This window comes from Enterococcus sp. SB12 (assembly GCF_030910025.2).
Lineage (GTDB): Bacteria > Bacillota > Bacilli > Lactobacillales > Enterococcaceae > Enterococcus_B > Enterococcus_B faecium.
In genome coordinates this window covers 488,506-502,557 of the sequence record NZ_CP175675.1, presented here as the reverse complement: position 1 = coordinate 502,557, position 14,052 = coordinate 488,506, and the positions used below count along the sequence as shown (strand labels likewise).

Annotated in this window: 11 protein-coding genes; 3 read left to right on the top strand and 8 right to left on the bottom strand. The window is 39.7% G+C overall.

Annotated features, from left to right (window positions below; all coding sequences use genetic code 11):
• Positions 1–144: 144 nt before the first annotated feature.
• Positions 145–1,119, bottom strand: coding sequence for a ribose-phosphate diphosphokinase (locus RBL01_RS02395; protein ID WP_307780817.1), 975 nt, complete (start codon positions 1,117–1,119; stop codon positions 145–147).
• Positions 1,120–1,198: 79 nt separating this feature from the next.
• On the bottom strand, positions 1,199–2,074 hold the full coding sequence (locus tag RBL01_RS02390) for a dihydrolipoamide dehydrogenase (RefSeq protein WP_002327421.1): 876 nt from the start codon (positions 2,072–2,074) through the stop codon (positions 1,199–1,201).
• A gap of 129 nt (positions 2,075–2,203) precedes the next feature.
• On the opposite strand from RBL01_RS02390, the gene RBL01_RS02385 reads away from it, so the two are divergent.
• Positions 2,204–4,111 (top strand): M13 family metallopeptidase, encoded by a 1,908-nt coding sequence (locus tag RBL01_RS02385; protein ID WP_002301660.1) that lies wholly within the window; start codon positions 2,204–2,206, stop codon positions 4,109–4,111.
• 539 nt (positions 4,112–4,650) lie between these two features.
• On the opposite strand, the gene RBL01_RS02380 is transcribed toward RBL01_RS02385, so the two are convergent.
• From RBL01_RS02380 to RBL01_RS02360, 5 genes are all read right to left on the bottom strand, one after another.
• The gene (locus tag RBL01_RS02380; RefSeq protein WP_080391749.1) at positions 4,651–7,941 is read right to left on the bottom strand and encodes a right-handed parallel beta-helix repeat-containing protein; all 3,291 of its coding nucleotides are present in this window, start codon (positions 7,939–7,941) and stop codon (positions 4,651–4,653) included.
• A gap of 271 nt (positions 7,942–8,212) precedes the next feature.
• The gene (locus tag RBL01_RS02375) at positions 8,213–8,758 is read right to left on the bottom strand and encodes a cysteine hydrolase family protein (RefSeq protein WP_002291217.1); all 546 of its coding nucleotides are present in this window, start codon (positions 8,756–8,758) and stop codon (positions 8,213–8,215) included.
• A gap of 11 nt (positions 8,759–8,769) precedes the next feature.
• Positions 8,770–9,462, bottom strand: coding sequence for a 5'-methylthioadenosine/adenosylhomocysteine nucleosidase (locus RBL01_RS02370; RefSeq protein WP_002291218.1), 693 nt, complete (start codon positions 9,460–9,462; stop codon positions 8,770–8,772).
• Between the two features lie 18 nt (positions 9,463–9,480).
• Positions 9,481–9,765 (bottom strand): cell wall synthase accessory phosphoprotein MacP, encoded by a 285-nt coding sequence (gene macP, locus RBL01_RS02365; RefSeq protein ID WP_002286760.1) that lies wholly within the window; start codon positions 9,763–9,765, stop codon positions 9,481–9,483.
• A 12-nt stretch (positions 9,766–9,777) separates the two neighbouring features.
• Positions 9,778–10,341, bottom strand: a complete 564-nt coding sequence (locus tag RBL01_RS02360) for an NUDIX hydrolase (RefSeq protein ID WP_002325125.1) — start codon at positions 10,339–10,341, stop codon at positions 9,778–9,780.
• Positions 10,342–10,567: 226 nt separating this feature from the next.
• On the opposite strand from RBL01_RS02360, the gene RBL01_RS02355 reads away from it, so the two are divergent.
• Together RBL01_RS02355 and RBL01_RS02350 are read left to right on the top strand one after the other, a co-directional pair.
• The gene (locus RBL01_RS02355) at positions 10,568–11,230 is read left to right on the top strand and encodes a 5-bromo-4-chloroindolyl phosphate hydrolysis family protein (RefSeq protein ID WP_002327425.1); all 663 of its coding nucleotides are present in this window, start codon (positions 10,568–10,570) and stop codon (positions 11,228–11,230) included.
• Between the two features lie 123 nt (positions 11,231–11,353).
• Positions 11,354–12,550, top strand: coding sequence for a toxic anion resistance protein (locus RBL01_RS02350; protein ID WP_002286766.1), 1,197 nt, complete (start codon positions 11,354–11,356; stop codon positions 12,548–12,550).
• A gap of 100 nt (positions 12,551–12,650) precedes the next feature.
• Here RBL01_RS02350 and RBL01_RS02345 read toward each other — a convergent pair whose 3' ends face one another.
• Positions 12,651–14,027 (bottom strand): amino acid permease, encoded by a 1,377-nt coding sequence (locus RBL01_RS02345; protein WP_002352496.1) that lies wholly within the window; start codon positions 14,025–14,027, stop codon positions 12,651–12,653.
• Positions 14,028–14,052 lie beyond the last annotated feature (25 nt).

Genomic DNA, 14,052 nt, shown 5'->3' with positions numbered 1-14,052 from the left:
AAAATAGCGAACAAACCAAAGAAGAGCTCATTTTTGTCTAGAGGACGTTTCATGGGCATAGAAAAAAGGAGCTATGACAAAAGTCTTGTCGCAGCTCCTTGAAGTTGCTCACTTGTGTCACAACTTCTTTCCCTCTTTTTTTGTTTATTCGAATTCTTTTTCTTCCAGACGGAATAACGGACTCATCGGTGTATTTTCATGGATGCGTTTGACCGCTTCTCCCATTAATTCTGAACATGTAACGATTGTTAAGATTTCTGGATGACGATTTTCTTCTGTGAAAACAGAATCAGTGATACAAATATCTTTGATTGGTGCATTGTCTAAAATACTTTTCGCATGATCGGACAATAATCCATGTGACGCACAGGCATATACTTCTTTTGCGCCGTTTTCTTTTAATACATTTGCTGCTCGTGCAAGCGTTGCTCCTGTGTTCAAGATATCATCTACCATGATACATGTCTTTCCTTGAACATCACCGATCACATAACCACCCTCAGTTGAAGCATCATCTGCATGATCTACGATGGCTAATGTGCTGTTCAAATATTCTGAAAGACTACGTGCACGCTGAACACCGCTGTTTTTTGGCGAAACAACTACGATGTCATCTCCCGTCAGACCTAATTGACGGTAATAATGAGCAAACAACGGCATCGTAAATAAATTATCTACAGGAATATCAAAGAATCCTTGTACTTGAACCGTGTGCAGATCTAAAGTCAGTACTCGAGTTGCCCCTGCTTCTTCGATCAAGTTAGCGATCAATTTCGCAGTGATCGGTTCATGAGGTTTCGCCGTGCGGTCTTGCCTAGCATACCCATAGTAAGGCAATACGACATTGATCGTTTTCGCACTTGCTCGCTTCATTGCATCGATCATGATCAGTAGTTCCATATAGTAGTCATTGACAGGTGCATTCGTTGATTGAACGATATACACATGATCCCCTCGAATACTTTCTTCGATATTGATGGAAATCTCGCCATCACTAAATTGCTTCACGACGCTTTTACCTAATTCTGTTCCGAACACTTTCGCGATTTTTTCAGCTAATGGACGGTTGCCATTCAAACTAAAAATCTTCAACGTGTCATCCTGATACTTATTACTCATGTAGTCCTCCCCAAAACTTCTCTATTCTTCGATAGTTTAACATATTTTTCCAAGATTTTCTGTTAATTTCAGCAAATTCTTAAGGAAGTGAAACTGTTCCGTTACTCCAACTGGCAGGAATGACTTTATGATAATCGCCCCAGTTGTCGTGTACTTTGTAATAACGTTCTCCTGTTTCAGTTTCAAAATAAGCGTACGCTGTCACCCAATGATTGCCATATGTACTGCCAAGTACTTTCAAAATACCAATCATCACAGGTTTGCCTTCACGTATACGTTTTGTAGCTCGCTGCCATGAACCTAGAAGAGTTGCTCGTGCACGCTCATGATTGCCATTCTTCTTTAAAAAACTAGAAATCCCTGTACTAACCTGAAAAGGAATCGTAGGAAGTCCTAGTGGTTGGATCTGGCTACGCAATGCCTTCGTCAAAACCAACGAATCAGCCGTATTTTTCTTGCGAATCTCATTTGGAAGCATCCACTCCTTACGATAGTCTTGATAATAGGCAAGGAGAACTGCTGCCGCGTAAGTACCACAAAGATAGCCTGAGGGGGTAGCCCATTTCTTATACCTCAAAAAACGTTCTTCTGGCAATCCCACCCAGCAATTTGCGAGTTCCTTTCCTGACCTTTTTTCTTCGATCAAAGCGGGAATATCTTCTTTTCTGTTGATCCATCTAGATAACTCGATTGGCTCTTCATTGATCAGCTTCCATTTTTTACAAGAAAGACCCTCTTGATAAGTATATTTTGCTGGAGAATATTCTACCGGATGTCCTGATTGATCGATAATCACATAACTTTGATCTTCAAAAACCAGAGCTAAAAAAAGCAATTTACTTTTTCTTGACTGCAGCTGCTGAGTGCTGGCTAATTTTTTAATTTTTTTATCTACTTTGAAATATAAAGGTTTATCCACTACTTGATTCAGTTGGGATCGCCTCCTTTTTTTCATTATAAGTGAAGGATTGAAAAAAACAAATCAGTTTGATTGTTCGAATTTTCAATTTTTTATGTTCTATTTGTTAATTCCTTCATTTTGTAAGATAATGGGCACACGAAACAAAAAAGGAGCGATCGATGAATGAACAAAGAACGATTGAAACAAGATTTCTATGAAGCAGTCAATGAAGAATGGCAAAAAACAGCAAAAATCCCTGCAGATAAACCAGCTACAGGCGGTTTCCAAGATTTAGTTGACGGGATCGACCAACTTTTGATGGGAGAAACAGACGATCTGCTTGCCCATCCAGAAAAAGTGTCTTCAGAAAAAATGAAACATTTCCTTGCATATTATCAACTGGCAAACGATTATGACCGAAGAAATGAGTTGCATGCTCAACCACTTCAACCTATAATCGAAAAAGTTGAATCATTGCAGTCTTTCGACGAATTGAATGAGCAATTTCCAGAATGGCTGTTGGATACATTACCATTGCCATTTAATCTGGATGTAGATGCAGATATGAAGAATGCGCAAACGAACGCCTTCTTTGCTTATCCGCCTTCTTTATTCCTTCCAGATAAGACGTATTATGCATCAGACCATCCCAACGGTGCACAACTAATAGGCGTTTTCTTTGATATGGCTGTTCAGTTATTAGAGCTTGCCGGCAAAGAAAAAAGTCAGGCAGAAGCAATCACGGAACAAGCAGTGCAATTTGATAAATTGATTGCTCCTCATGTAAAAAGTGCAGAAGAAAACGCAGATTACAGCAAAATGTATAATCCGCAATCTTTTGATACATTTATTCAATACACAGATAAACTGGACTTGAAAAAACTTGTCACGGGTTTGATTGGGACAACTCCAGATAAAGTGATCGTAACTGATCCAGTATACTTCGATCATTTGAATGACATCCTGACAGAAGCTCATTTTCCGTTATTCAAAAGCTGGATGATCATTAAAACAGTACGTTCTCTTAGTGGTTATCTATCAGAAGAATTCCGCCAAGTCAGCGGAATCTATTCTCGCGTATTGTCTGGAACAGACGAAGCAATGCCTCAGAAAAAAGCAGCGTATTACCTTGCCTCTGGACAATTCGATCAAGTAGTTGGCGATTACTACGGAAAAAAATATTTTGGCGAAGCTGCTAAAAAAGACGTAGAACAAATGGTGAAAAAAATGATCGCCGTTTATAAAAAACGTCTAGAAGAAAATGACTGGCTTGGGGATGCAACAAAAGAAAAAGCCGTCATAAAATTAAATAACTTAGGTATCCAAGTAGGCTACCCCGATAAGATCCCAGCATTATTCGACCAGTTCAAAACAGTACCTGCAGATCAGGGTGGTACTTTGCTTTCAAATACTCTTGTTTTCAGCAAACTCACATTAAAAGATCGTTTCAGCAAATGGAACAAACCAGTGGATCGTTCAGAATGGGAAATGAGTGCTGACACGGTCAATGCTTATTATCATCCATTTCGGAATGTGATCGTCTTTCCGGCAGCGATCCTTCAAGCACCATTTTACAGTCTAGAACAATCAAGCTCTGCTAATTATGGTGGAATCGGAGCTGTTATCGCTCATGAGATTTCCCATGCATTTGATAATAACGGCGCTTTATTTGACGAATATGGCAACTTGAACAACTGGTGGACAGAAGAAGATCTTACACAATTTCAAAACAAAGCACAAGCAATGATCGAAGAATTCGATGGTCTGCCTTTTGCTGACGGAAAAGTAAACGGAAAATTAACCGTTTCGGAAAATATTGCTGATGCAGGCGGTCTAAGCTGTGCATTGGAAGCAGCAAAAACGGAATCAGATCTTTCTATCGAGGAATTCTTTGTCAATTGGGCAACGATTTGGCGTACAAAAGCAAAAAAAGAATACCAACAACTTTTACTGCAAATCGATGTCCATGCCCCTGCTAAACTCCGAGCAAACGTGCAACCAAAAAACCTTGACGAATTCTATGAAACATTTGGTATCACGGAACAAGACGCTATGTATCTAGCGCCAGAAAAAAGAGTGCGAATCTGGTAAGAGGTTGTGCCAGAAGTGGTCAGCTTCAAGAAATAAGAAGGAATTGGGGAAAATTGCTTCTCAAATTTTTGTGACATTTCGGCTTATTTTTCGAAGAAGTTACTTCTGGAATACCATGTATCAGAGGTTGTGAAAAAGCCGCTTAGTTTCAAGTAGTAAGAAAAATTTTGTGAAAATAGCTTTCCACATTTTTGCATAAATTTGACTTACTACTGAGAAACTGGCTTTTGAACACCGTTTATCGAGAGGTTGTGAAATCAGCGTCCTGACCTGAGTATTAGAGAAAAAACGGAAAAATAGTTCCTCATATTTTGCCGTTTGTTGAGCTAATACCGAGGGTCAGCTGATTGAACACCGTTTAGTGGAGAGGTTGTGAAAAAGCTGTCCTGCATCAAGTAATAAGAACAGCCAATCAAAAGCAGCAAGGAGAACCTCATCTATAAAAAGATAGAAGGAAGTGAGACATCTATTGGTCTCATTTCCTTCTATTTTTACTTTCCTCAGTCAATTGTTTTACATCATAAAAGGAGAAATTCCACTTATTTTTTTCGCTGTTTCATGACATAAACAACTACACCGATTAACAAAATTCCTCCAGCTAATGCTAGCAACGGGTTATTAAATTCTCCCGTTTTTGGGAGTCCTTGAGTGCCATTTTTTTCACTTTCTTTTGCTGTCCTGTCCGGATGAGAAGGTTTTCCATTTGGTGATTCATTTGGTGATTCATTTGGTGATTCATTTCCTGGATTTTCTCTTTCTGGTTTGTCATTTCCCGGGGGCACATCGGCAGTTTCTCGCACAGTGATCGCTTTTTGCTGGGTAACAGATTCTGTATGAGCAGACCATTTTTCCCCATCAAATATTTCCGAACGATAAGTGACTTCTAGCGTATATTCTCCTTTTGAAGGTGCTGAAAAAATAGCGGTATGATTAGAAAATTGAGCACTTGACTGTGTTTCAACGATTTGGATCTTTTCTGGGAAATAACGCATATCTTCAAAGACAGGCGTTCCTTGATTTGGTGTGAAAGTTGACACAAAAACTGTAAAAGGCTTCAGTTCAATGATATTTCCTTCTGCATTCTCCGCCACACCATTTGCTTCTTGTATAATAATCGGATTATTTTGTTCATTTGGTTTTGTCTGATTTGGTTCTTGTACGATTGCATACTCTGGATATTCCGAAGATGGCGAGGTTTCTCCGTCAAAAATAGCACCTACAGATAATGGAAGACCATCCACTCTTTCCTTTTCTGTTTGACGATTCCCCGGTTTAATCTGCATCAGTCCATGAACATGGATACTTCCATTTTCATAGCGCGTAACAGGCTGCTGACCTTCTTTCGAACATGTATTTAGAGACTCGATCCAATCTTTTGATACGGTATGTCCAAGAGTATTTTCTGATTGTTTCTCTCGTTCATTCCAATAGTAGTTCAACGAGTGGTAGATTTGATCTTCGTTTTGATTCAATGGGCGGATCTGCTCTCTCATCTCAAGATTCTCTGTTCGGAAAGATAAGATACCAGAAGCATGGTAGTCTGTGTTTCCTGCTGAAGAGGTATAAAGAGCCACATTATATGAACCGTTATTAAAACTTGTACTGCTATTGACGATAATATCTGTTCCGCTATTGGAATCGATTCCTTTCGCAAGATTTTCGAAAGACAAACTATTGATCAATTCATGAGGGCCCGTTAAAGAAGAACCGCCCATTTTGAATCCATTACCGTTACCTTCTCCCTCAATTCCCGGTACCCAGCCGTTTCGATAAGCAACTGAGTTTTTGATGATTACTTTTCCGATCGAACCTGTTTCATTTTTAGCAAAAAGGTCCCAACCGTCATCTGCATTATGATACGCGATACAACCGTCAAATACATTTCCTTCTCCTATTGTCAGTTTGGCCGCAAATCCATCGGCATCTTCAAATCCTGGATCGGCATTTTCAAAAGATGTACAGTTCTTGACTAAGTTATGCGCGGGCCATGCTTCGAAAGGATCATTTGAGCTACCGCTGATTTGGATTCCTGTATTTCCATTCCGATAAGCATGAATCTCTTCGATCAAATTATGATTTCCAGAAATCTGTAATCCTTTTTGCATAGCTGCACTATTTGTAATGTCAAACCCTCGTAAACCCCAGTAGTGACTGAACAGTGTCATCCCATTTCCAGTTCCTTTAAAATCAAGTACAGGACGCTTGTTTTCTGGATTTTTCTCTGCAATCAACTTAATCGGGTTTTCTCTTGTCCCGTTAACGCCTTTGGGAATCGTCAATCCTCTTTCGAAGGAATAAGTTCCAGGCGCCATGACGATTGTCTGCCCAGCATATGCGTATCTCAATGCTTGTGTCAGAGATAATGGATTTTGTCTGCTTCCGTTTCCTGCATCTGACCCTTCTGGTGTTACATAAACTGTCGAATATTTAGGTTTACGGTAGTCCACTGTATGAAGAATCTCTTTTGTTTCATAACTAGTCATCTCTACGTATTCTTCTGGCGGATAGTTTTTATCTGGCGTAAAACTGAAAGTAAATTCGTTCGTTCCTTCCATCAGTTTTGTCTGATAATCAAATTCCCGATTCGCAGTGATAGCCAAGTCTTTTGCGTTCTTAAGCACCTCTCCTGTTGCTTTATTTTTAATTGTCAATAATCCGTCAGCATTTGCTCTAAAGGACATAGTATGATCTTGGTTTCCTGAATGATTACTAGAGGTCACAGTGTAAATCGGATCAATCAAGCGAGTAGGTCTTTCTTGCCCAGGAGGATCTGTCGCAGGATCTGAGTAAGCAACTTCGATTCCTTCTACCTTGATCGTCATATTCCTTGCTGCAGCAAATCCTGCATAAATAACCGATTCATCTGAAGCGTATAATTTTTCCCAGTCATACATGATGTCAGAAGCCATTTCTTCTCCTGTTTCAGGATCGTAATAATATGCCTCTAAACCAGTATTCGTTTTTTTCATCTCTACGTCCAGTTTAGTAATCGAGTTCGTGGCCGGAAACAGATTCCCATGACCGTTTCCGAATATATTATAAGAACCTGTTTCTTTTTCCAAGAACCCTGCTGAAGTCTCTAAAGGTGTTGTTTCCACTGAGACACTCCCAGGAGCTGGCGCAGCTTGCGGATCTTCAGATGATATTCCTGTGATTGCCCGTGTCCCCAATCCAAGTCGCATCGTATATTTGCTGCCGCTCGTGTTGACCACTTCTTGTCTATCCGAGTCCCAGACATATTCGATCCGACTGCCTAGTATGGCAAATGAATTTGAATAAAATGCCTGCCCAAACAAATGATCTTTTGGTACTGCGTCTCTTACCATTAAAGCAAATCCTTCTTGGGCATTCGTATAGGTGCAAGATTCTATTTCGATCGTCGCCCGCATCCTAAAGTTGATGTCTTTGGGGATTGCTTGATAATAATAGGTCATTCCATCTGATCCGCTTGACTGGAATTTTCCGCCGTTATTCGTGGAAGAGAGCCGCACGCCGTCTTCTAATGGTTCAATGGCATACCTACTAGCACTTGTGCTTTCTCCGAAAACAACCCCTTTCCACTCTTCATTTGCTTCTTCAGATTGCTTTTTTGTCTTTTCATTTTCTGATTCTTTCATCATAGGATCATTTCCTTCTTCCGTATCCATATCTTCACTAGTTCTTGGTACTTCCTCCATTGTTGACATCCCTTCAATGTTCACGTGTGCATTTTCTTCGTTCACAGACTGTTGTTCGTTAGCAGCAACTTCAACGACAGAAATTAAAACCGGGGTACTGAGCATAAGGAGATTCATCATTAGCGCACTGTATTTTATACGTTTTTTTAACAAGTGTATTCCTCCCGCAACAAATTAGAAAACGTTTACTTAAAGTATTACCTAATTTATTTTTACTGTCAATAAAAAACAAAATTATAATAAGTGTATTTTATAAAAAGAAAAAATATAACTTAAGTTGTTGATAACAAAGAGATTTATTAACGTAAAAAGAATAAGATTTTTTTAAAATAACGTATAAAGAAGAGCATAAAACAAAGTCGTTTGTTTTATGCTCTTCTTTTATTATTTTGTACTTTTTATTTTATCAAATCACTTTGTTTTTTTATAAAATTTCTGCGCCTAGTGTGGATTCAAAATGTCTCAATGCCCATTCATGTCCAACGGGATCGAAACTTGCCACGGCATCTTTGAAAATATGGAGTTTGTATCCTAGATTATACGCATCGACTGCTGTATGCAACACACAGATATCTGTACATACGCCGGTCAAATAAATATCTGTGATCTGGCGTTCTCGTAAACGGATGTCTAGATCTGTTCCACTAAAAGCGGAATAATGCCGTTTGTCTATCCAATAAACATTTTCCTCTTGCTCATAGTCTTGGTATAAACTTTTTAAAGAGCCGTACAATTCCCGTCCACCCGTTCCTATCACATTATGCGGAGGAAATAAGCGGTTCTCCGGATGAAAGGAATCTTTTGGATCATGCGCATCAATGGCAAAAACGACAAAATCCTTTTGATCAATAAACTTCTTTGTATGAGCAGTCAGCTTTTTTTCAATTACTTGTCCTGCTGTCCCAGTAGTCAGCTTTCCATCCTCTGCAACAAAATCATATGTGTAGTCAATCGAGATCAATGCGTTCATCTTAGTCCTCCTTATACGAGATGTTTGACAAATTCGATCACCATTTCTGCTGATCGTTTGCCTGCGTCTTCGATAAATTCGTCAAAGCTTTGTGTCGCCGAGTGATCTGCTGTGTCGCTCATTGCACGTACGATCAAAAATGGGATATTGAACTGACGAGCTGTTTGTCCAACAGCGGCTCCTTCCATTTCGCAAGCTAATGCTTCAGGGAAATTCGTTAAGATTTCTTTGATTTTATCTGGCGAGTCGACAAATGTATCACCTGTAACGATCAATCCTTCTTTTGCGTTCAAATTCGTTGCTTTTGCTGCTTTAACCATTTCACTGCGCAAATATGTGCTTGCTTCATAATATAGAGGCATTCCTGGTAATTGTCCTGGTTTGTAGCCAAATCCTGTTGCATCTGCATCAAAATAAGCTACTTTGTCTGATATAACGATGTCACCTACTTGTAAGCCTTCACCGATTCCGCCAGCTGAACCTGTATTGATCACCATGTTCACGCCGTATTGTTGGATCAACAGACTTGTGGTAATAGATGCTAAGACTTTTCCTATACCGGAACGTACGACGATCACTTCGTGGTTACCTAATGAACCTGAAATAAATAAAGCGCCTGCGCGTTCCCATGATAATGGTTCGCTTAGGTTCTCTCTCAAAATTTTTACTTCTTCTTCCATTGCGCCGATAATACCGATTTTCATCTTTTTAATTCCTTCTTTCTATATAAATGCGATTGCTAAAAAAACCACACATAACATTAGGATAACAATAATAAGAGATTTCATCAAAAAAGAGTTCCATTTGGTCGTCTTTTCCCGTTCGCTGATCCTTGTTTTCGTGATTGGTTTATTCTTTTTGCTTTCTTTACGATAAAAGCTGGCAATCTTTTTTTCTTCTTGCTGATAAGCTGTTTCTGCTTTTCGCTGTTTTTTTAATGACTCACTTGCTTGTGCTTGTTGTCGCTTGCGAAGTTCGCTTCGCGTAATAAGCGGTCCTTTGGCCATAAGCCGATCCCTCTACTTTCCTTTGGTCAATAGTTCCCAGTATTGAATCGCATAAATCGTCTTTGCATCACAAATCAACTGATCTTTCATCGCTTGTTGCGCCTCTTCAAGAGTTAGATGATACAACTCCAGTACTTCGTCTTCATCTTGTGCTAAAGGATTCTCGACCTTCTCTACCCCTTGTGCATGATAAATATGAAGGACTTCATTAGCAAAACCTGGTGAAAGATACATCGAAGTAAGATGGCTCAGCGACTTCGCACGATAGCCAGTTTCTTCTTCTAATTCTCTAGCTGCTGTCATTTCGGGATTTTGTCCTTCTCCTGGATCGATTTTTCCAGCTGGAATCTCCAAAATCACTTTTTCTAAAGGTTTTCGAAATTGCTTGACAAGAAGCAGACGATCTTGTTCGTCAAAAGCAATGATCCCAACACCGCCAGGATGAAATACCAGTTCTCTCTTCGAAGTTCCTCCATCTGGCAAACGAACTTCGTCTACAGCAACATCAATAATTTTTCCGCTATAGATTTCTTTGCGACTGATTGTTTTTTCTTCAAATTGCTCATTGTTCAGCATATCTTCTCCTGCTTTCTTTGTAATCATAACTGCTTTTTTTCATTTTTCAATTTTTCTCAAAAACTCCTTATTAGTTTACCATAGATAAACCTTAGATTTTCTCTAAATATAGAAAATCCTTCTTTAGTCCGATACTCTTTCTAGTAGTCCGTATGCTAAAATAAGTATGTAATCGAATAACGAAAAGAATTCAATACTCAACGATAAATGACATGGAGGGTTTATTATGATAAAACGAAATTGGCCGTGGCTTCTAGCATTGGTCTTGCTATTTCTCTTTGTCCGAAACAATAGTTTTTCTTTTGTTCTAGGACTTTTATTGATAGGTGTAGTTTTAGTTTTGTGGGGACTCTTTGGTTCGCGCAGGAAAAAGGGAAAACAAGAAGAAATTCCTGCACTGACTAACGAACTTGAAACTCACTATGAAAAAAGCGGTATGACAGCGAATGAAATTTCATTTTTTCGACAAACAATGAATCAAACAAAAAATGAGATCAATCAATTGCAAATGAATATGCAGCAGACAGCCAAACTTAAAGCAATCGATCTCCGCCATGATCCAGTCAAAGCAGCAAAAGCTTTATTCAAAGAATTGGTGAAAGAACCAAACCGACTGCATGAAGCAAGTCAGTTTCTTTATACGCATCTGCCGAATCTAGTTGATTTGACAAATAAGTATAATGAGATCAATGACCATGAGATCAAAAACAAACAGACCTATGAAAAACTAGAAGAAAGCGCGCAGATCATCGACCAGCTGTCAGCTTTAATCGCACAAGATTATCAAAAATTCGTTGCTGAGGATCTAGATGATATCGACGTAGAGATATCTGTTGCGAAACAGAGCTTAAAGCGTGATAATAAATATGAACCAGAACAAAAGGATTAACTCTTTTGTTCATAAAAGAAGACTCGGAACATTCAGATGATGTCTGGCTGTTTCGAGTACTTTTTCTAAAGTAGAGACATTCATGTAAGAATCGAGAACAGATTCAACAAGGAGGAATTTTTTATGGATCATAAACCGACTGAAACAAAAGATGTTACACCAGTTAACGATACACTTGAAGATTTATTGAACAACCCGTTTTCAACTCCAACAGATACGCTGACCACTTCACAACAAGCGGAGATTGATCAGCTCCAAGAGCAACAGACAGCTGCTCGTTTAATTGACAAACTACCGGCGGAACGCCAAGAACAAGCTAAACAGCTAGCAGCAAAAATCGATGCTAATGATGCACAGTCTGTCATCAGCTACGGATCGGCTGCCCAAGCAAAATTAAGTGAATTCTCACAATCGATGTTGAATCATGTGCAAGCACAAGATATTGGTCCTGTAGGAGATTCCTTAACTGAACTGATGTATCGTCTCCAAGAAGCCAATCCTGACGAACTGCGTGCCGGAGAAGGGAACATCTTCCAGCGTGTCTTCGGGAAGGTCAAACAATCGATCTATGAAGTGACAGCAAAATATCAAAAGATTGGTGCACAAATTGACAAGATTTCAGTGAAATTAGATAAAGAAAAAGACGGTCTGCTAAAAGATAATCTGATGTTAGAACAGCTTTACCAGAAAAACAAAGACTACTTTGATGCACTGAATATTTATATCGCTGCTGGAGAATTGAAAATGGAAGAACTTCAAACAACGATCATTCCAGAAGCGATGAAAAGAGCAGAAGAAACTGGCGATCAGATGGATGTTCAGATTGCCAATGATTACACGCAATTCCTAGATCGTCTGGATAAACGTACGCATGATCTTCGCTTAGCTAGACAGATCACGATCCAGCAAGCACCACAAATCCGTTTGATCCAAAACACAAATCAGGCCTTGGCTGAAAAGATCCAAGCATCTATCGCTACAGCCATTCCGCTGTGGAAAAACCAAGTCGTGATCGCATTGACCTTGCTTCGTCAAAAAGATGCAGTAACTGCTCAACGCCAAGTCTCTGAAACAACAAACGACTTATTGAAGAAAAATTCAGAAATGCTGAAAATCTCAGCCATCGAAACAGCGAAAGAAAATGAACGTGGAATCGTGGATATCGAGACCCTTCAAACTACTCAAAATGATTTGATCGAAACAATCCAAGAGACATTGCGTATCCAAAAAGAAGGAAAAGAAAAACGTCGTCATGCAGAAGTAGAGCTTGGACACATGGAAGAAGATCTGAAACAAAAACTGTTGGATTTAACCCAATAGATCACCTTTCGCTTGTTACTAAAACAAACGCCCAACAACAGTTTATTACAACTGTTGTTGGGCGTTTTTCTTATCTTTCTTCTAACTTCTCCATTGGAGTCTATTTCTCATTCATCTTGCTGTGTCCATAGCCATAGCCAAAATAAATGATCAGTCCAATAACCATTACGATACCGAACACGATCCATGTCACAGTTTGCAGACGAAGCATCAATACAATACAAGTCAAGATGGAAATGATTGGCAATAGCGGAACGAATGGCACTTTGAATTCTCCAGCTTTTGGTTTGCCAAACATTTTTCTCAACTTCAGTAAGCCTAGACTAACAAGCATCAAATAGGCGAGCGCCATGATATTCGTTAGTTCCGCTAATACATTCAATGGGAAAAATCCGGCAAAGAATACAGCTGCCACACCAGCGGCATAAGTCGCTTTTTTCGGTGTACGATGCTTTTGATCGATTTCTGTCATAAACTTAGGAAGTAAGCCATCCTTGCTGACAGCAAACAGTAAACGAGCAAGTGAATACATCATCGAGATTGTTACCGTCAGTAGCGTTAAAATGGCCCCTACAGCGATCACCGCGCCCACTGTTCCATGTCCTACATACCTCATTGCAAAAGCCACTGGGTCATTGACTCCTAGTTCAGTATACGGAACGATTCCTGTCAAGATCAGCGTCACGATGATGTAAAGGACAGTAGCAATCAGTATCGAACCAATGATTCCTCTTGGCACATCTTTTTGCGGGTTTTTGACTTCCTCGGCTGCCATTGCAACGGCATCAAATCCCAAGAAAGCAAAAAACACAAGAGCTGCACCATCTAGCACACCGGAAAAACCAAAAGGCATGAATGGCTGCCAATTATCAGGTTTAACGAAAAATATTCCTACAATGATAAACAACGCGATGATACCAAATTTGACATATACCATGGCATTATTCAAACGTAATGCTTTCTTGGCTTCAAGCGACACGATGTAAGTGACGAATATCACTACGAGCACCGCAATCAAGTCAATGTATGTACCATTTTCCGGATTGTACCCGCCAGTTAATGCTTGTGGAAGTTCGGCCCCTAAACTTTTCAAAAAACCTTGCATATAGCCAGACCATCCGGAAGCAACCGAGGAAACCGCTAGTAAAAATTCCCCGATCAACAACCACCCTGTCAGCCAGGCAGCAAATTCACCAAATACAACATACAGATAGGCATATGGCCCACCAATCACTGGCACTCGCGAAGCAAATTCTGCGAAACTTAGTCCAGACAAAATGACAACGATTGCAGCTAAGACAAATGAAAATGACAGTGCTGGACCAGCATTTTGATTGGCCGCAACCCCTGTCACCACAAATATTCCCGTACCGATGATCGCACCAATTCCAAGCATGATCAAATCAGACGTTTTTAGTTCTTTTTTCATCTCACTCGTATGATTGAGATTGATCTCTTTCTTACGAAACAAATCCATTGAAGTTCCTCCCCATTTTAGGTTG